The sequence below is a fragment of the Streptomyces sp. NPDC001770 genome, assembly GCF_053596135.1.
Genome location: NZ_JBSFFN010000011.1, coordinates 142,500 through 160,401 on the forward strand (window position 1 = coordinate 142,500; position 17,902 = coordinate 160,401).

General features: G+C 71.6%; 14 protein-coding genes. 4 read left to right on the forward strand and 10 right to left on the reverse strand.

The features are described 5' to 3' along the window. Positions 1-203: 203 nt before the first annotated feature. From ACWCSV_RS12880 to ACWCSV_RS12895, 4 genes are all read right to left on the reverse strand, one after another. Entirely contained in the window at positions 204-1,193 is a 990-nt protein-coding gene (locus ACWCSV_RS12880) for a malate dehydrogenase (protein ID WP_451141423.1), read from the reverse strand. A 305-nt stretch (positions 1,194-1,498) separates the two neighbouring features. Then, positions 1,499-2,017 (reverse strand): hypothetical protein, encoded by a 519-nt coding sequence (locus ACWCSV_RS12885; RefSeq protein ID WP_451141425.1) that lies wholly within the window; start codon positions 2,015-2,017, stop codon positions 1,499-1,501. Positions 2,018-2,438: 421 nt separating this feature from the next. Continuing rightward, positions 2,439-3,041: a DUF3017 domain-containing protein gene (locus ACWCSV_RS12890; RefSeq protein ID WP_451141427.1), complete on the reverse strand. Its 603-nt coding sequence runs from the start codon at positions 3,039-3,041 to the stop codon at positions 2,439-2,441. A gap of 36 nt (positions 3,042-3,077) precedes the next feature. Further along, the gene (locus ACWCSV_RS12895; protein WP_451141429.1) at positions 3,078-3,956 is read right to left on the reverse strand and encodes a bifunctional methylenetetrahydrofolate dehydrogenase/methenyltetrahydrofolate cyclohydrolase; all 879 of its coding nucleotides are present in this window, start codon (positions 3,954-3,956) and stop codon (positions 3,078-3,080) included. A gap of 229 nt (positions 3,957-4,185) precedes the next feature. Here ACWCSV_RS12895 and ACWCSV_RS12900 point away from each other — a divergent pair, with 229 nt between their 5' ends. Next, positions 4,186-4,824 carry an RDD family protein gene (locus ACWCSV_RS12900; RefSeq protein WP_451141431.1) on the forward strand — a complete coding sequence of 213 codons (639 nt, stop codon included), beginning with the start codon at positions 4,186-4,188 and terminating at the stop codon, positions 4,822-4,824. 116 nt (positions 4,825-4,940) lie between these two features. Here the strand turns inward: ACWCSV_RS12900 and ACWCSV_RS12905 are convergent, their stop codons facing one another. The 3 genes from ACWCSV_RS12905 to purN all read right to left on the reverse strand — a co-directional run bounded on the left by ACWCSV_RS12905 (position 4,941) and on the right by purN (position 9,013). Further along, positions 4,941-6,557: a DUF2079 domain-containing protein gene (locus ACWCSV_RS12905; RefSeq protein WP_451141433.1), complete on the reverse strand. Its 1,617-nt coding sequence runs from the start codon at positions 6,555-6,557 to the stop codon at positions 4,941-4,943. 244 nt (positions 6,558-6,801) lie between these two features. Next, the gene (gene purH / locus ACWCSV_RS12910; RefSeq protein ID WP_451141435.1) at positions 6,802-8,355 is read right to left on the reverse strand and encodes a bifunctional phosphoribosylaminoimidazolecarboxamide formyltransferase/IMP cyclohydrolase; all 1,554 of its coding nucleotides are present in this window, start codon (positions 8,353-8,355) and stop codon (positions 6,802-6,804) included. Beyond that, positions 8,342-9,013: a phosphoribosylglycinamide formyltransferase gene (gene purN, locus ACWCSV_RS12915; protein WP_451141437.1), complete on the reverse strand. Its 672-nt coding sequence runs from the start codon at positions 9,011-9,013 to the stop codon at positions 8,342-8,344. Before purN ends, purH begins: the two co-directional genes overlap by 14 nt. A gap of 256 nt (positions 9,014-9,269) precedes the next feature. Between purN and ACWCSV_RS12920 the strand changes: the two genes are divergently transcribed. Further along, entirely contained in the window at positions 9,270-10,388 is a 1,119-nt protein-coding gene (locus ACWCSV_RS12920) for a hypothetical protein (protein ID WP_451141439.1), read from the forward strand. A gap of 653 nt (positions 10,389-11,041) precedes the next feature. Continuing rightward, the gene (locus tag ACWCSV_RS12925; RefSeq protein WP_451141440.1) at positions 11,042-12,052 is read left to right on the forward strand and encodes a glycoside hydrolase family 11 protein; all 1,011 of its coding nucleotides are present in this window, start codon (positions 11,042-11,044) and stop codon (positions 12,050-12,052) included. Between the two features lie 132 nt (positions 12,053-12,184). On the opposite strand, the gene ACWCSV_RS12930 is transcribed toward ACWCSV_RS12925, so the two are convergent. Continuing rightward, positions 12,185-14,074: a cell division protein PerM gene (locus ACWCSV_RS12930; protein WP_451141442.1), complete on the reverse strand. Its 1,890-nt coding sequence runs from the start codon at positions 14,072-14,074 to the stop codon at positions 12,185-12,187. A gap of 108 nt (positions 14,075-14,182) precedes the next feature. Between ACWCSV_RS12930 and ACWCSV_RS12935 the strand changes: the two genes are divergently transcribed. Then, positions 14,183-15,490: a helix-turn-helix domain-containing protein gene (locus ACWCSV_RS12935; RefSeq protein WP_451141444.1), complete on the forward strand. Its 1,308-nt coding sequence runs from the start codon at positions 14,183-14,185 to the stop codon at positions 15,488-15,490. Between the two features lie 137 nt (positions 15,491-15,627). On the opposite strand, the gene sucD is transcribed toward ACWCSV_RS12935, so the two are convergent. Both sucD and sucC read right to left on the reverse strand, forming a co-directional pair. Then, a complete protein-coding gene (gene sucD / locus ACWCSV_RS12940; RefSeq protein WP_266708217.1) occupies positions 15,628-16,512 on the reverse strand; it encodes a succinate--CoA ligase subunit alpha in 885 nt (294 codons plus the stop codon). Positions 16,513-16,531: 19 nt separating this feature from the next. Beyond that, the gene (gene sucC, locus ACWCSV_RS12945) at positions 16,532-17,713 is read right to left on the reverse strand and encodes an ADP-forming succinate--CoA ligase subunit beta (protein ID WP_266708215.1); all 1,182 of its coding nucleotides are present in this window, start codon (positions 17,711-17,713) and stop codon (positions 16,532-16,534) included. Positions 17,714-17,902: the final 189 nt, after the last annotated feature.

Genomic DNA, 17,902 nt, shown 5'->3' on the forward strand with positions numbered 1-17,902 from the left:
CCAGGGGCGGCGCCGCGCACGCAACCTTCACGCCGCGCGCCGTGCCGCCCTCCCCCGGAACGCGCCCGCACACGCCGGAGCGCCCGCACGGCTGGTGCCGTACGGGCGCTCCGGGGTGACTGACGGACCGGTCGGACTGCGGACAGTCCCCGGAGATCCGACCGGACGGATCAGATCGGATCGGTCAGATCGGATCAGCTCGGTCAGATCAGGCCGAGCTCGCGGACCGCGTCGCGCTCCTCGACGAGCTCCTTGACCGACGCGTCGATGCGCGCGCGGGAAAACTCGTTGATGTCCAGGCCCTGGACGATCTCGTACGACCCGTTCTTCGTGGTGACCGGGAAGGAGGAGATGATGCCCTCGGGGACGCCGTAGGAGCCGTCCGACGGGATGCCCATCGAGGTCCAGTTGCCCTCGGCGGTGCCGTTGACCCAGGTGTACACGTGGTCGATGGCGGCGTTGGCGGCCGAGGCGGCGGAGGACGCGCCACGGGCCTCGATGATCGCCGCGCCGCGCTTGGCGACGGTCGGGATGAAGGTGTCGGCCAGCCACGCCTCGTCGTTGACGACCTCGGCGGCGTTCTTGCCGGCGATCTCCGCGTGGAAGATGTCCGGGTACTGGGTGGCCGAGTGGTTGCCCCAGATCGTCAGCTTCTTGATGTCGGAGACGGCGGCACCGGTCTTGGCGGCCAGCTGCGAGATCGCGCGGTTGTGGTCGAGGCGGGTCATCGCGGTGAAGCGCTCGGCCGGGACGTCCGGGGCGGCGGCCTGCGCGATGAGCGCGTTGGTGTTGGCCGGGTTGCCGACGACGAGGACCTTGATGTCGTCCGCGGCGTTGTCGTTGATGGCCTTGCCCTGGGGCTTGAAGATGCCACCGTTGGCGGAGAGCAGGTCGCCGCGCTCCATGCCCTTGGTACGCGGACGGGCGCCGACGAGCAGCGCGACGTTGGCGCCGTTGAACGCGGCGTCGGCGTTGTCCGTGATCTCGATGCCGCGCAGCAGCGGGAAGGCGCAGTCGTCGAGCTCCATCGCGGTGCCCTCGGCGGCCTTGAGACCCTGCGGGATCTCCAGGAGACGCAGGTTGACCGGCACGTCCGGGCCGAGCAGGTGGCCGGAGGCGATGCGGAAGAGCAGCGCGTAGCCGATCTGGCCGGCCGCGCCGGTCACGGTGACATTCACGGGAGTGCGGGTCATGGCGATCTCCGTTAGACAGCTGGCGGTGGGGGCTCATGGCCCCTGGAGCTGGACATCCCCTGAATCTTGATGTGAAGAGATATCCGTCGGTCAGGCTATCCGACCCGGGCCGTGGCGACCGCCCACCCCCCTGTGTCACGGCCCACAGACTCCCCGTACCGGTGGCCGGCGGGAGGTGGTACGGCCGGGGGGAGGAGGGCCCGCGTGCGCGCTCCTCGGATCGTCCCCTCCGCGCAGGTGATCACCGCCCGGCGTTCCTCGTGGCGAAGAGGTGTCACGGACGCTGCCGGAAGGCCGCCCGCCGGTCACCACACGTCGATCGACCAGACGTCGCCCCTCTGGTGTCCGTCGGGATCCGGGTCGCCCGACCCGTACGGGTCGGGGTCGGTGACGACGTGGATGCGGGCGGTGGACGCGGAAACGCGGTAGCACTCCATGTCGCTCGACGTGTTGCCCCGGTCGAGTTCGGTCGTGTGGCCCAGGGCCAGGATGGCGGTCCGCAGTCCCTCGAAGGGAACTCTGGACGTGAATTCCCCGTACTCCCGCGAGAGCGGGGACGGCACGGTCCTCGGGGACTGGTCGTACAGCAGGCGATGGATGCTCACACCGAAGCCGAAGCACGACATCCGCCCCTGCCGCCCCGGCCGGTCCGGCGTGAAGTTGACTTCCACGAGCCCGTAGTCCCGCCGCAGTTGGCCACCGACGGGAACATCGAGGCATGTCGCCCCCAGCGCGGCTTCCCAGGCTCCCGGGTCGGCGTCGAGACCGGCTCCCAGGACCTCACCGCGAACGGCGACGTGAGCGTAGAAGTCCGAAGCGGACACCTGCCGACCCCCTCGATCCCCTCACTCGCTGATCCCCGAACGGGACGGAGTACCAGCACCCGGCACGCGGTGATCTCGCGAGCCCGAAGACGGCGGACCCGGCGACGCGCCGACCGGACGGTCACCCAGCGGTGGCACGGCGGTGGCAGGGCGGTCACACGGTGCCGGAATGGTCACTTCCGTGCCACAGGCGGAGGCCCTTCCTTGCCCCGCCTGGTCGTGTCCATGACTCTTGGAGCGGGCCGCGGACGGCGCTCGCGCAGCCGTCCGCCGGGGCCGCACCGCCCCGCCGCGCCCGCCCCGGTGTCCGTCCCTGTCGGGGGAAGGGACGGACACCTCACGGGCACGCTCGCGGGGCACCACGCGGCACCTGCCTCACGGGCACACGCGCAGACCGTCACGCCGGTCGTCCCACGGTCCGTCAGCGGATCGTGAAGTGGACCGCGTCCTCCAGTACCGGGATGTCCAGCCACGGCTTCGGCTGCGCCATCAGCGCGAGCAGCACGATCAGCGTGCCCATCACCCCGTACGTGACCAGGTCGGTGAACCGGGACCGTACGGCCAGCATGCCCACCGAGGGGACCACCCAGCGCAGTACGGCCCCGACCAGCAGGGCCACGCCGATCAGCAGGGAACCGATCCGGAACGCCTCGGCGAACGGGTCGGTGGCCACGAGCAGCAGCCCCAGGGCCGCCGTCACGAGCACCGTGAGCAGCGGCCACTGGCGGGCCGGTGCGGGGGCGTCGCCCGACGCCGCCCGGCCGCCGCCCTCGGGGCGGGCGGTGTCGTGGGTCAACGTGAACCGCCAGGACCGCTGGGGCGTCTCCGCGGAGGCGTCCTGGGGCGCCGTGGAAGCATCCTGTGGTTCCGTGCCCTCGGCGGGCTCGGCGGAGGCCTCCGCGGACGGCTCCGCGGAGGCCTCCGCAGCGGGCTCGGCGGCGGGTTTCCCGGTGGGACCCCCGGCCGGTTCACCGCCTCCCGCGTCGCTGCGGGCGGGGTCGGCCGGGCTGGTAGCAGCAGCCATCGGTTTCCTTCCGGGCGCTGGTCGGTTGCGTCGGGGTCAGCCTGCTGCCTGGGCGTCCGCCGCGGCGGCGTCGCGCTCGGCGGCCTCGACGACGTTGACCAGCAGCTGCGCGCGGGTCATCGGGCCGACACCGCCCGGGTTCGGGGAGATCCAGTCGGCGACCTCGGCCACGCCCGGGTGGACGTCTCCGACGATCTTGCCGTCCTCGTCGCGGCTCACGCCGACGTCGAGCACGGCGGCGCCCGGCTTCACGTCCTCGGGCTTGATGATGTGGGCCACCCCGGCGGCGGCGACGATGATGTCGGCCTCCTTGAGGTGGGCGGAGAGGTCGCGGGTGCCGGTGTGGCACTGGGTGACCGTGGCGTTCTCGGACTTGCGGGTCAGCAGCAGCGGGATCGGGCGGCCGATCGTGACACCGCGTCCGACGACCACGACGTGCTTCCCGCTGATCTCCACGCCGTGGTGGCGGAGCAGCTGGACGACGCCCTGCGGGGTGCAGGGCAGCGGGCCGGCCTCACCCAGGACGAGACGGCCGAGGTTCATGGGGTGCAGCCCGTCGGCGTCCTTGGCCGGGTCCATCAGCTCCAGCACGCGGTTGGTGTCGATGCCCTTGGGGAGCGGGAGCTGGACGATGTAACCGGTGCACTCCGGGTTGGCGTTGAGCTCGCGTACGACGTCCTCGATCTCCTCCTGGGTGGCGGTGTCGGGGAGTTCGCGCTGGATCGAGCCGATGCCGACCTGTGCGCAGTCGCGGTGCTTGCCGTTGACGTACCACCTGCTGCCCGGGTCGTCCCCGACGAGCAGGGTGCCGAGGCCGGGCGTGACGCCCCGCTCCTTGAGCGCCGCCACGCGGACGGTCAGTTCGGACTTGATCGCGGCTGCGGTGGCCTTGCCATCGAGAATCTGGGCAGTCATGCCCCCATCCTCGCGGATGAACCCTCCTGCGTACCAATTCGGGTCCGGCGGCGGGCTGCACACGTTGCACTTGCACAACACCTGGCGCCCCGCCCTGGACAAAAGGATGATCCGCTTATAACGATGAGCAGGCAGTGCCGCGGTGGGTTTGGGGGGCGGACCGCTGATGCACTGCCTCCTTCTTCCGTCGTGGCAACGTCCCTTGCGCACAGGTTGAAGGACACACCCCATGAGTTTCGGCGAACCGACCAACCCCTACGGCCAGCAGCCCGGCCAGAACCCGCAGGGTCAGCCCGGCTACGGCTACCCGCAGCAGCCCCCGCAGGGCGTCCCCCCACAGGGCGGACCGCAGGGTTACGGCTACCCGCAGCAGCCGGGCCAGCCCTACGGCGTCCCCCCGCAGCAGCCGTACGGCTACGCGCCGGGCCCCGGTTACGGCCCCGGCAGCGGTGGCCCCGAACTGGCCAACTGGGGCTGGCGTTTCCTCGCCACCCTCGTCGACGGCCTGGTCATCCTGGTGCCGTACATCCTCGTCATCGTCGGCGCCGGACTGTCGAGCGGCGACTCGAGCGCCCTCGGCGGAATCCTGAGCGTCATCGGGTTCCTCGGCGTGCTCGGCGTGATCATCTGGATGCTGATCCAGGAGGGTTCCACGGGCGCGACCATCGGCAAGCGGGCCGTGGGCATCAAGGTCCTGCGCGAGGCGGACGGCCGCCCGCTCGGCTTCGGCATGGCCTTCGTGCGTCGCATCGCCCACGCGCTCGACTCGTTCGCCTGCTACCTCGGGTGGCTGTGGCCGCTCTGGGACTCGAAGAAGCAGACGTTCGCGGACAAGGTCTGCTCGACGGTCGTCGTCAAGGCGAAGTAGTCCTGGCAGTACCGGCCGCGGCCCCGGCCGCGGTGACCGGAACGCTCCGGAGGCCGTGCCCGCACATGGGGCACGGCCTCCGCGCGTTCCCCCGACGCGCTTTCCCGCCGCGGGACTCAGCCGGCCGCGAGGGCCGGGGCCGGCGAGGTCCGTTCCACCACCACGATGCCCCCCGTGCGCAGCTTGAGCCGGTACTTCGCCTCCGGGTGCAGCTGTTCCGCGTACGCCGCCGGGTCCTGGATCGAACGGGCCCAGCCGGCATCCACGTCGAAGGCGACGATGTCGGGGGCGGTGCCGGGGGCGCCACCGATCCAGTAGACGGTCCGGTCGGCGGTGAGATGCGCCATCAGGGTGATGTCGGTCTCGACGCGGACACCCGCCGGGATCGCCGCCATCGCCTCGCGCGCCGCGTAGGTCCCGGCGTCGGCGCGGTAGGTCTCCGGGCGCAGCAGTTCGCGCAGCGGCAGGTGCTGGGTCATCGCGAAGGCGATGCCCACCGTCACCGGGACGACGACGCCGGCGAAGGAGGCGAGCCAGGGCATCGGTGACGTACGGCTGCGGCGGATGCCGTCCGCCATGGCGAGGAAGACGATCGGCATGAGGACGGCGCTGTAGTGCCAGACCATGCCCCAGTGGTTCTCGTCCCTGGAGAGCAGCCGCCAGCCGAGCGTGGGCAGCACGAGCAGCACCAGCGGTGAACGGAGCGCCATGAAGGCGGTGATGCCGAAGAGGAAGACCAGCATCTCGATCTTCACCGAGGAGTTGAACGCGCCGAGCACCACGTCGAGCGTGGAGACGTGCTGCTGGCCGTCGGTGTCGATCTTCTTCCAGTAGTCGTACGAACTCGCGCTGCTGGCCGCCGGTATGAGGACGAACACCGTGAGGACGAAGGCGCAGACGCCGGTGACGGCGAGCAGGGTGCCCTGGAACCGCTGTCCGAGGACGAAGAGGACGAGCCCGACGGCGGCCACCGTGATGCCGAGGTCCTCCTTGACCAGGACCAGCGGCAGGGCCCAGAGGACGGCGGCGGTCCAGCGTTCGGTGAGCAGCGCCCGGCAGACGAGGGCGATCAGCGGGACGGCGAGGGCGATCTCGTGGAAGTCGGACTTCACCGCCTCCTGGAGCCCCCAGGAGAGCCCGTACGCGACCGCGACCCAGGGGCCGTACCGCCCGCCGAGGACCTGCTGGACGGTACGTCCGACGATGACGGCGGAGAGCGCGAAGAGGGCGGCCTGCGCCAGCAGCAGCGCGACGGCGGAGGGCCAGATCCAGTAGACGGGGACGAGCAGCGCCAGCGCCGGGGAGAAGTGGTCGCCGAGGATCAGGTAGCCGGGGCCCTTGATGTCGACGACCGGGGCGTGGAAGCCGGCGTACGCCCGTACCTCCTGCTCGAAGATGCCGAGGTCCCAGGAGGGCGAGTCGAAGCGAGCGTACTGGAGGTAGGAGTAGAGGAAGTACAGGGCGCAGAGGACCGCGCCGATGATCAGGTACGGGCGCAGCGGAACGCGGCCCGGCGGCACCTCGGTGGCGGGCGCTTCGAGGGCCGCCCCGTCGGGCGTCGGCTCTTCGGGCAGCGGCTCTTCGGACAGCGGCTCCTGCGGCTCTTCGGCCTGCGGCTGGTCGTCCCCGTGCGGACCGGGGTCCGCGCCGCGCGACTGCTGCGACGGGACGGACCAGCTGCTTCCGGTACGGCGCCGCTCGTTGCCGCCCGGACCGAGCGCGGCTTTCCCCATCCGCAATGCATTCACCCACCGGTTCGCTTCGAGTCGTGCACGCGCACGCCGGGATCGCGCGGCCCGGCGCACCCCTTCGGACAAGCGATCCATTAGAACAGAGAGCCGGAGCCCCGGGGAGACCCCGGTTCCGTCCCGTTCACCGGCGGTCGCGGGCGGGTACGCGTGCGGCCCGCCGGGAAGTCCCGACGGGCCGCACGGCTGTCACGCCCGGGTGCCGGAGCGCTTGGCCGTTACCGCGTGATCAGTGGAAGAAGTGGCGCGTACCGGTGAAGTACATGGTCACGCCGGCCTTCTTCGCGGCCTCGACCACCAGCTCGTCGCGGACCGAACCGCCCGGCTGGGCCACGGCCTTGATCCCCGCGGCGGTCAGGATCTCCAGACCGTCGGGGAAGGGGAAGAAGGCGTCGGAGGCGGCGTAGGAGCCCTGGGCCCGCTCGGCGCCCGCGCGCTCGACGGCGAGCTTGGCGGAGTCGACGCGGTTGACCTGGCCCATGCCGACGCCGACCGAGGCGCCGTCCTTGGCGAGCAGGATCGCGTTGGACTTGACCGCGCGGCTCGCCTTCCAGGCGAAGGCGAGGTCCTTCAGTTCGTCGGCGGAGAGCGCCTCACCGGTGGCGAGGGTCCAGTTGGCCGGGTCGTCGCCGTCGGCCTGGAGCCGGTCGGTGACCTGGAGCAGTGCGCCGCCTTCGATCGGCTTGACCTCGACCGGGGCGGTCGGGGCGCCCTCGCAGCGCAGCACGCGGATGTTCTTCTTGCGGGCGAGGACCTCGACCGCGCCCTCCTCGTACGCCGGGGCGACGATGACCTCGGTGAAGATCTCGGCGACCTGCTCGGCCATCTCGACGGTCACCGGGCGGTTGACGGCGATGACGCCGCCGAACGCGGAGAGCGGGTCGCAGGCGTGCGCCTTGCGGTGCGCCTCGGCCACGTCGTCGGCGATGGCGATGCCGCACGGGTTGGCGTGCTTGATGATCGCGACGCACGGCTCGGCGTGGTCGTACGCGGCCCGGCGCGCGGCGTCGGTGTCCGTGTAGTTGTTGTAGGACATCTCCTTGCCGTGCAGCTGCTCCGCCTCGGCGAGACCGCCGGCGCCGGAGGTGTAGAGGGCTGCGGGCTGGTGCGGGTTCTCGCCGTAGCGCAGGACGTTGGAGCGCTCGTACGTGGCACCGAAGAAGTCGGGGAAGCCGGAGTCGTCCGCGGCGGCGTAGTCGGCGGCGAACCAGGAGGCCACGGCCACGTCGTAGGCGGCGGTGTGCTGGAAGGCCTCGGCTGCGAGCCGCTTGCGGGCGGTCAGGTCGAAGCCGCCGGCCTTCACCGCGGCGAGGACGTCGGCGTACCGCTCGGGGCTGGTGACGACGGCCACGGACGGGTGGTTCTTGGCCGCGGCGCGGACCATCGACGGGCCACCGATGTCGATCTGCTCGACGCACTCGTCGTCGGAGGCGCCGGAGGCGACGGTCTCCTTGAACGGGTACAGGTTGACGACCACCAGGTCGAAGGGCTCCACGCCCAGCTCGGCGAGCTGCTCGCGGTGGGCGTCCAGGCGCAGGTCGGCGAGGATGCCGGCGTGCACGCGCGGGTGGAGGGTCTTCACACGGCCGTCGAGGCACTCGGGGAAGCCGGTGAGCTCCTCGACCTTGGTGACCGGGACTCCGGCGGCGGCGATCTTTCCGGCGGTGGAGCCGGTCGAGACGAGCTCGACGCCGGCCTCGTGCAGACCGCGGGCGAGGTCTTCCAGCCCCGTCTTGTCGTAGACACTGACCAGGGCGCGACGGATGGGCTTATTCACCGACATGACCGAGATGAACCTTTCGTCCCTCAATGCGATGGCCGTCACGGGCGATCCGCCCCACGGCCTCGACGAGCAGCTTGCGCTCGACTTCCTTGATGCGTTCATGGAGAGCTGCTTCGCCCTCCGGGGTGTCCTCTTCGGTCACCTCGACCACGCCCTGCGCGATGATCGGACCGGTGTCGACACCGTCGTCGACGAAGTGGACGGTGCACCCCGTGACCTTCACGCCGTACGCGAGTGCGTCACGCACTCCGTGGGCGCCGGGGAAGCTGGGGAGCAGGGCGGGGTGGGTGTTGACGAACCGGCCGCCGAACGCGGCCAGGAACTCCTTGCCCACGATCTTCATGAAGCCGGCCGAGACGACGAGATCCGGCCGGTGCGCGGCGGTGGCGGCGGCCAGCGCGGCGTCCCACTCCTGGCGGGTGGCGTGGTCCTTCACCTTGCACACGAAGGTGGGGATGCCGGCGCGCTCGGCACGCTCCAGACCGACGATGCCCTCGCGGTCGGCACCGACCGCGACGACGCGGGCGCCGTACCCCTCGGGGTCGGCGTCGATGGCGTCGAGCAGGGCCTGGAGGTTCGTACCGGAGCCGGAGACCAGTACGACCAGACGGGCCGGACCGGCGGAACGGGCCGGAGCGGCGGAGGTGGGCGAGGCCACGGACGGGCCCTTTCTCGCGTGGTGACGCGCCTGCGACGCGCGGGCGGATCTCTTGGTGCTGGACGGACTCTTTGTGCGGTCCTACGAACGCGGATCGCCCTCGGGTACGGGGGACCCTACGAACGGACCGGTCGTCGGCAACGATACCGGCACACCCTGCGGCCCCCACGGGACGGGGGCGTGGCCGGGAGGTAGCGTCAGGGGACGCGAACCGTCCGACGGGCGGAAACGACGAGATGGGGAAGACGTTCACCACATGCCGGACCGACGCCGCCGCACCGACTCCCGCCCCTTCCAGCCATCGCACCTTTCGCGCCACCCGCGCCTCTCACCGCTGACCGAGGGCGCCTCGCCGGTGCCGTCGCCCGCACCGCCGGCGCTCCTGCTGCGGGAACGGCAGCCCGGCTCGACCGGTTCGACCGGTTCGACCGGTTCGACCGGTTCGACCGGTTCGACCGGCGGCTCGGGTACGCCGGGCTCCTCGGGCCCGTCCGGCGCCCCGGGTACGCCTGGCTCCGCGGGTGAGTCCGGCGGGCAGGGCACCCCCGGCGCTGCCGCGCCCACCGACGACAACCCGTTCGCGGCACCCCCGGAGGGGCGGCCCGACCAGGCCTGGCGCCCGCGCCACCCCTCGGCCCACAGCGGCCGGGGCGGCGGCACCGGCCAGGGCGACGGCCACGGTCAGGGTGGCGGGAACACCCCCGGCCCCTCGGACGGGCGTCCGGTCTGGGGCAGCCAGTGGAGCGACCGGCAGCCCGGCCGGGAGAACGGCGAGTTCGGCCGGCGCCCCGGCGCGGGCGGCGGACCGGAGCAGCCCTCGGGAGGCCGGGGCGGCATGCGGTGGGACCCCACCGACCCCGCCCAGCGCCGTGCCCGCTACGCGGTGCTCAGCGGCATGTGGGCCTTCTTCTTCGTGCTGTTCGGCTTCCCGGAGATCGCCCTGCTGCTCGGCGCGCTCGGCACCTACTGGGCGATCAGCTCGCTGCGCGCGGACCCGAAGCCGCCTGCCCCGGCCGACGGTACGACAGCTTCCGGCCGGACCGGAGCGACCCCCGCCGCCGGAGCCCCGACGCCCGGCGGCGCCCCCGCCGGGCAGCCCGCACCCGGTTCCGTAGCGCCGGGTTCCGTACCGCCGGGTGGCCGACCCGGACGGCCCGTACCGGGGACCGGCGGCAAGCCGCAGACCACGGCGGCGGTCAGCGGACTGGTGACCGCACTGCTGGCGCTGGTGATGGTGGCCGGGACGTTCACGGTCGAGCTGGTCTACCGGGACTACTACACCTGCGTGGACGACGCCCTGACCCGTGACAGCGCACTGGCCTGCAACGACCTCCTGCCGGACCCCCTCGAACCGGTCTTCGGCGTCAAGAACTGACGTCACGGAGCGGCCTTCACCGCTGACGGACCGACCGATCGACCGGCACCGACCGACTCCGCGTACGGATCACGGCCCGGCTCCTCCCCCAGGAGCCGGGCCGTTCGCATGGGGCGGACCAGGGGGCGAATTTCGGCCAGCCCCGGCCGCATGGAGCCGGGGCGCACCTCCGCGACCCGCGCACCGACGCCACTCCAATACCCCTGCGGATACATATACCGAAACACCTTTGCGCGACCGAAAAACTTTCGAAATGTTTCGAATTGGCGACCCTTCCCCGACCCTTTATCGCTTCGCGTATCAAGGGATTCCCTCGATCTCGACCACGCCATCCCGGATAACACTCACACTGAGCTGGGAGAACATCCTCCACCCCCTCTCCCGATTCAAAAAAGTTTTTCGCGATGCGTGCCGAAACCATTGACACCCCAGAGCGCCGAATCAACACTGACGTCGCTGACAGACCTCAAAGCCTGTCGATGTGAGGCACCCGCACGACCCGCCCCACCGGCTCCGGCCGCGCCAGGAACGCACCACCCCGCCGTGCCGGCCCCTGCTCCGACACGGCTCACCTTCTGACGCGTCCATGACAGACCCGGACCGGGGAGGTCTTCCGCCACCTGGCCTCCGGCCAGTCCGCACAAGGAGGAAGCATGTTCACGAAGGACGGCACCACTCGTGCGAGGAGCCGCGGCCTCGGCCGCTTCCGGCTCCTCGGGCGGGCCTTCGCCCTGGCCGCGGCGGCGACCGCGCTGATCCTGCCGGGCACCGCCAACGCCGACACGACCATCACCACGAACCAGACCGGCACCAACAACGGCTATTACTACTCGTACTGGTCCGACGGTGGCGGATCGGTCTCCATGAACCTCGGTTCCGGCGGGAATTACAGCACCAACTGGAGCAACGTCGGCAACTTCGTCGCCGGCAAGGGGTGGAGCAACGGTGGACGCCGCACGGTGAACTACACCGGCACCTTCAACCCGTCGGGCAATGCCTATCTGTCCCTTTACGGGTGGACCAGCAACCCGCTCGTCGAGTACTACATCGTCGACAACTGGGGCACCTACCGGCCCACCGGGACCTTCAAGGGCACGGTGACCACCGACGGCGGCACGTACGACATCTACGAGACGACCCGGACCAACGCCCCGTCGATCGAGGGGGACAACAAGACGTTCAAGCAGTACTGGAGCGTCCGGCAGTCCAAGAGGACCGGTGGGGCCATCACCACCGGCAACCACTTCGACGCCTGGTCGAGCAAGGGCATGACCCTGGGTTCGTTCAACCACTACATGGTGCTCGCCACCGAGGGCTACCAGAGCAGCGGCAACTCCAACATCACGCTCGACGGCTCCGGCGGCAGCACGGGCGGCGGAACGGGCGGCGGTACGAGCAGTGGCTGCACCGCGACGCTCTCCGCCGGGGACAAGTGGAGCGACCGCTACAACCTCAACGTCTCGGTCAGCGGCTCCAGCAACTGGACCGTGACGATGAACGTGCCCTCGCCGGAGAAGGTCCTCTCCACCTGGAACATCGGCGCCACCTACCCGAGCGCCCAACAGCTCGTCGCCAAACCGAACGGCAGCGGCAACAACTGGGGCATGACGATCCAGACCAACGGCACCTGGACCTGGCCAACGGTCACCTGCACGGCGAGCTGACCCGTACCGCCGGCAGTCCCCGTACGGGCGGCGGTCCCGCTGCGGACGGCGGTCCCCTGCGGACAGCGCTCCCCGTACGGACAGCAGCACCGCACAGCGGCAGTACCCGACCAGCGCGATGGCGCGGCAGCCTCAGGTTGCCGCGCCGTCCGCTGTCGTCCGGGGGTCCTCCGTCGGCCGGGGCGCCTCCGTCTGCCGGGGCGCTTCCGCCTCGGGACGGCTCGCGGGCTCCGACCTGGGCAGGAAGTCGTACTGCTCGGAACCCGGTTCGACGGGAGGGACGGGAACGGCCCGAGCGGCGGTCGCGTCCACGGGGCGCCCGGGGGCCACGGTCCCCGTCCCGTCCGCGGCGTCCGTCACCGCCGCCGAAGGCGCGGAATCCGGCGGAACAGGTGTCACCCGGGCCGGGGCCGTCCCGGCGTCCGGCACCTCGGACTTCCGCCAGGGAAGGCGCGGGCTCCACCAGGGGCGCGCGTCTCCGGCATCCTTCTTCGCGGACGGCCGCGCGTACGACGCCCCGGAGGATTCCCCGGCGCCACCGTCCGGCGAGGCCGTCCCGGTCCGCCAGGAGCCGAGGCCGCGCGTCGGCCACGCCGGCCGCTCCGGCACCGCGGCCACCTCGGGCACCGCCCTCGCCGCACCGGTCCCGGCGCCCCCCGCACCTGCTGCCGCCCGCGCTTCTTCGGCCGTTTCCCACCGCCAGCCCCAGGCCCGGTCCCGCAGGCGCCAGGTCCGCATCAGCAGGGCGAGGGGCACCCCGAGCACGACGGTCCAGATCGCGGCGGCGGCGCCGGTCAGCCACCAGACCGGGCCGAACTCGGCCAGCTCCCGGGTGCCCATCGGTCCGCCGGAGAGAGCGGCGAGGGCGGCGGTGCCCGCGCCACAGCCGACCGCGGCGAACGCCGTGACCAGCGCGGTCTCCCCCGGACTCCAGGCGTCCTCGGGGGTTCCGCAGGACGGTGCCGCTCTCCGTACGGTGAACCAGGCGACGGCGAAGGCCGCCATCAGCGGGACCACTCCGGCCGCTCCGTTCACCGCCGTTCCGGGGCCCGGGTCCGGCAGGGCGGCCAGCAGCGGGAACCCGGGCAGCGCGGGGTCCCCGTAGAAGCCGAGGGGGGCGACCGTGGCCGCCGTACCGAGCGAGAAGCCGGGTCCGAGTCCGTACGACGCCGCCCACACCGCCGCGTTCGGCACCAGCGCCAGGGCCAGCAGCAGGACGGCGACCTGCCCGGACACCTCGTCGGAGAGCGCCAGGAACGATTCCTCCGTCGCGACCCTGTTCCGTACCAGCCCAATCGCGACGAGCAGCGCGCCGCCGCCGAGCAGCACCGCGATCCCGGCCACCGCCGACCGGGTCGCCGCCTCGGCCCGGTCGCGGAAGAGGGTACGGGCCACCGCCTCCTGGACCCGAAGCGGCGCCCAGGACGGGGTGGCGCCCACCGGCCGGCCGGATGCCGTCCACACCCCGGCCGCCGCCGCGCCCGCCACCACGGCCACCAGAGGGAACGCGAGCGTGGCCGAATCCCCGGTGTCCACGCGGAGCGGAGCGGACCGTACGAAAGCCACGGCTCCCGCGACCACCAGCAGGTAACCGGTCACCACCGCGTACCAGATGGCGGCGGCCGACGGCGGCCGGTCCTCCGTCGCGTCCGCCGGGCCCACGGGGTCCGCCGCATCCAGCGCGTCGCGGGCGGCCCGGTGCAGCAGCCACACGGGGAGCACCGTCAGCAGCAGGGGGACCGTCGCCACCGGGGCGGGGATGTGGCTGAGGGTGTCCGTCCTGACGAGTTCGGCACCGTGCGAGAGCAGCCACAGGGCCGCTGCCGTGCGGACCGCCCGGCCGGGTCCGGCGTCGGAGTACGGCGAGCTGATCCACAGTCCCATCAGCAGGACGGTGAGCGTGCCGAGACCGAGTCCGGCCGCGATCGCTCCGCGCAGCAGTGCGGAGGCCAGGGCGGCAGCCCTGCCGCGTCCGGAGGACAACATCGGGCTGCGATCGGTCACTTGGGTCACGCCCGCCATGCTGCCAACGACACGCGCTGAATCCGTGTAACGGGCGAACGGGCGCCGTGTCGCCCAATATACGTTTATGTGCTTTTTCACCCGGTGTAGTGCTACGGAGGCCCATCCGTGACGGGAAGTACGACCGGCACCGCCGACGTCCCGCTGCCCTCCCCCAAGGAGCGGCGCAGGCTGCGTGAGGCGAAGTCGCTGAGCGAGGAGCAGGTGGCCTCCGCGCTCGGGGTCACCGAGGCCACCGTCCGGTCCTGGGAGTCGGGGCGTACGGCCCCGCAGGGACACAAACGCGAGGCGTACGCCCAGCTCATCGGGTGCGCCGACCAACGGCCCGCCCGCCGGGGCTCCTCCGCCCGGTCGAGGGGCCGCCGTCCGAAACCGGCCACCGCGGAGGCGACTGTGGTCGAAGCCACCGCCGAGGCCGCTCCGGCTCCGGATTCCGCTCCTGCTCCGGCTCACACTTCCGCTCCGGCTCCGGACGGGGTCGCGCCGGTACCCGATCCGCCCGAGCCCGATCCGCCCGAGCCCGACGCGACCGCGACCGACGTGCCCAGCGTGCCCGACGAGCCCGACGAGCCCGACGTGCCCGACGCGCCTTCGGGGCCGACTCCGGAGGGGGCGTTCGACGCGCTCTACCAGCGGACCGCCCCCGGACTGGTCGGCCAGGCCTTTCTGCTGACGGGGCGCCGGAACCTCTCCCAGGAGTCCGTGGAGCGCGCGTTCCACACGGCGTGGGAGCGGTGGCCGGAAGTCGCCGTGGACCGGGATCCGGGGGGCTGGGTGCGGGCCGCCGCTCACGAGTACGCGCTGTCGCCCTGGCACCGGGTGCGCCGCGCCCACCGCCACCCGGACGCGCCGCCCGCCGATCCGGAGCGGCGGGCGCTGCTGGACGCGTTTCTCGCGCTGCCGCCGTCCTCCCGCCGCACGGTCCTGCTCTATGACGGGGTCGGGCTCGATCTGCCGGAGACGGCGGCCGAGACGGAGGCGAGCACTCCGGCCGCCGCCGGGAGGCTGGTGAACGCGCGGGCCGCGCTCGCCGAGCGGCTGCCCGAACTGGCCGAGGCCCCGTCGCCCGCGGAGCTCTCCGACCGGTTGCGCGAGCGGCTCCACTCCCTGGCCGCCCTCGAACCTCCGCCCACCCTGCCCGCCCCGAAGGCCGTACGCGCCGGGAGCGAGCGCAAGGCCCAGCTCTGGACCAGGGCGGCCATCGCCTTCGCCGCCCTGCTCATCGGCGCGACCGCCTTCACCCTGCACACCGCGCCCACCCAGTACGAGGAACCTCTCTCCCCCGCCCAACGCGTCGGGGGCGTACCCCCGCGCGGCGGCCCGCCGCACCTGACCGAGCAGGACCTGGAACTCCAGCAGTCACTGCGCGGGGAGCTCACCCACGGCCCGGAACGCCTGGTGCCGCTGGTCCACTGACGGTTCGCCGGTCCACCGGCTCCACCGGCCGTACGAGAACGGCGTGGGCCCGTACCCCTGGTGCCAGGGGTACGGGCCCACGCCGTTGTGACGCGTTCACGCGGGGTGCGGCGGCGGGGCCGCCGTGGTGCCCGTGATCAGGCGCCGAGGATCTCGCGCGCCAGCTTGGCGGTCTCGGTCGGCGTCTTGCCGACCTTCACGCCGGCGGCCTCGAGGGCCTCCTTCTTCGCGGCGGCGGTGCCGGAGGACCCGGAGACGATGGCGCCCGCGTGGCCCATGGTCTTGCCCTCGGGCGCGGTGAAGCCCGCGACGTAGCCGACGACCGGCTTCGTGACGTTCTTCGCGATGAAGTCGGCGGCACGCTCCTCGGCGTCGCCACCGATCTCACCGATCATGACGATGAGGTCGGTCTCGGGGTCCGCCTCGAACGCCGCGAGGGCGTCGATGTGCGTCGTACCGATGACCGGGTCGCCACCGATGCCGACGGCGGAGGAGAAGCCGATGTCACGGAGCTCGTACATCATCTGGTAGGTCAGCGTGCCGGACTTGGACACGAGACCGATGCGGCCGGGCTTGGTGATGTCGCCCGGGATGATGCCGGCGTTGGACTGGCCGGGGGTGATCAGACCCGGGCAGTTCGGGCCGATGATCCGGGTCTTGTTGCCCTTCGAGCCCGCGTACGCCCAGAAGGCGGCGGAGTCGTGGACGGCGATGCCCTCGGTGATGACGACGGCGAGGGGGATCTCGGCGTCGATCGCCTCGACGACGGCGGCCTTCGCGAAGGCCGGCGGCACGAAGAGGACGGACACGTCGGCGCCCGTCTTCTCCATCGCCTCGGCGACGGAACCGAAGACCGGGACCTCGGTGCCGTCGAAGTCGACGGTGGTGCCGGCCTTGCGCGGGTTCACGCCACCGACGATGTTGGTGCCGTCGGCCAGCATGAGCTTGGTGTGCTTCATGCCCGTGGCGCCGGTCATCCCCTGGACGATGACCTTGCTGTCCTTGGTGAGGAAGATAGCCATGGTGTGGAGTCCCTCGTCCTTACTTCGCAGCCGCGGCGAGCTCGGCGGCCTTGTCGGCCGCGCCGTCCATGGTGTCCACGCGCTGGACCAGCGGGTGGTTGGCGTCGGAAAGGATCTTGCGACCCAGCTCCGCGTTGTTGCCGTCGAGACGCACGACGAGCGGCTTCTCGACCTTCTCGCCCTTGCTCTCGAGCAGCGCGAGCGCCTGGACGATGCCGTTGGCGACCTCGTCGCAGGCGGTGATGCCACCGAAGACGTTGACGAACACGGACTTGACGTCGGTGTCGCCGAGGATGATCTCCAGGCCGTTCGCCATGACCTCGGCGGAGGCGCCGCCACCGATGTCGAGGAAGTTGGCGGGCTTCACGTTGCCGTGGTTCTCACCGGCGTACGCGACGACGTCCAGGGTCGACATGACCAGACCGGCACCGTTACCGATGATGCCGACCTCGCCGTCGAGCTTGACGTAGTTGAGGTTCTTGGCCTTCGCGGCGGCTTCGAGGGGGTTGGCCGCGGCCTTGTCCTCGAGGGCCTCGTGCTCGGGCTGGCGGAAGTCGGCGTTCTCGTCGAGCGAGACCTTGCCGTCCAGGGCCAGGATGCGGCCGTCCTTGGTCTTCACCAGCGGGTTGACCTCGACGAGGAGCGCGTCCTCGGCGACGAAGGTCTCCCACAGGGTCACCAGGGCCTCGGCGACACCCTCGGCCACGTCGGCCGGGAACTTCGCCTGGGCCACGATCTCGCGGGCCTTGACGATGTCGACGCCGTCGACGGCGTTGACCGGGACCTTCGCGAGGGCCTCGGGGGTCTTCTCCGCGACCTCCTCGATGTCCATGCCGCCCTGCACCGAGGCCATGGCCAGGAAGGTGCGGTTGGTGCGGTCGAGGAGGTAGGAGACGTAGTACTCCGCCTCGATCTCCGGAGACAGCTCGGCGATCATCACCTTGTGGACCGTGTGGCCCTTGATGTCCATGCCGAGGATGTCGGTCGCCCGGGCGACTGCCTCGTCCGGGTCGGCGGCGAGCTTGACGCCGCCGGCCTTGCCACGGCCTCCGACCTTCACCTGCGCCTTGACGACGGACTTGCCGCCCAGCCGCTCGGTCGCCTCGCGGGCTGCCTCAGGCGTGTCGATGACTTCACCGGCCAGCACCGGTACACCGTGCTTGGCGAAGAGGTCCCTCGCCTGGTACTCGAACAGGTCCACGCGCGTCCGTCCCTTTTAGTGGTCTCGCGGTTGGTTTGATGCGTGGGCGTGCCGCGAGGGGCAAACGTGACTGCGCTGTCACCAAGGAATGCGTACACGGTGTCCAGTACGCGGCATGTCCATCCGGCAGGTTATCCCCGCGCTCCGCCCGACCATAAATCGGAGATCCCGCACGAGCGGTGATTACGG

Excerpts from the sequence above, each read along its gene's own strand:
- purH (WP_451141435.1), bottom strand. The coding sequence starts at position 8,355 with ATGTCGGTGAATAAGCCCATCCGTCGCGCCCTGGTCAGTGTCTACGAC.
- ACWCSV_RS12930 (WP_451141442.1), bottom strand. The coding sequence starts at position 14,074 with ATGGCGGGCGTGACCCAAGTGACCGATCGCAGCCCGATGTTGTCCTCC.
- ACWCSV_RS12895 (WP_451141429.1), bottom strand. The coding sequence starts at position 3,956 with ATGACTGCCCAGATTCTCGATGGCAAGGCCACCGCAGCCGCGATCAAG.
- ACWCSV_RS12890 (WP_451141427.1), bottom strand. The coding sequence starts at position 3,041 with ATGGCTGCTGCTACCAGCCCGGCCGACCCCGCCCGCAGCGACGCGGGA.
- ACWCSV_RS12905 (WP_451141433.1), bottom strand. The coding sequence starts at position 6,557 with ATGGGGAAAGCCGCGCTCGGTCCGGGCGGCAACGAGCGGCGCCGTACC.
- ACWCSV_RS12880 (WP_451141423.1), bottom strand. The coding sequence starts at position 1,193 with ATGACCCGCACTCCCGTGAATGTCACCGTGACCGGCGCGGCCGGCCAG.
- ACWCSV_RS12900 (WP_451141431.1), top strand. The coding sequence starts at position 4,186 with ATGAGTTTCGGCGAACCGACCAACCCCTACGGCCAGCAGCCCGGCCAG.
- ACWCSV_RS12920 (WP_451141439.1), top strand. The coding sequence starts at position 9,270 with ATGCCGGACCGACGCCGCCGCACCGACTCCCGCCCCTTCCAGCCATCG.
- sucD (WP_266708217.1), bottom strand. The coding sequence starts at position 16,512 with ATGGCTATCTTCCTCACCAAGGACAGCAAGGTCATCGTCCAGGGGATG.
- ACWCSV_RS12925 (WP_451141440.1), top strand. The coding sequence starts at position 11,042 with ATGTTCACGAAGGACGGCACCACTCGTGCGAGGAGCCGCGGCCTCGGC.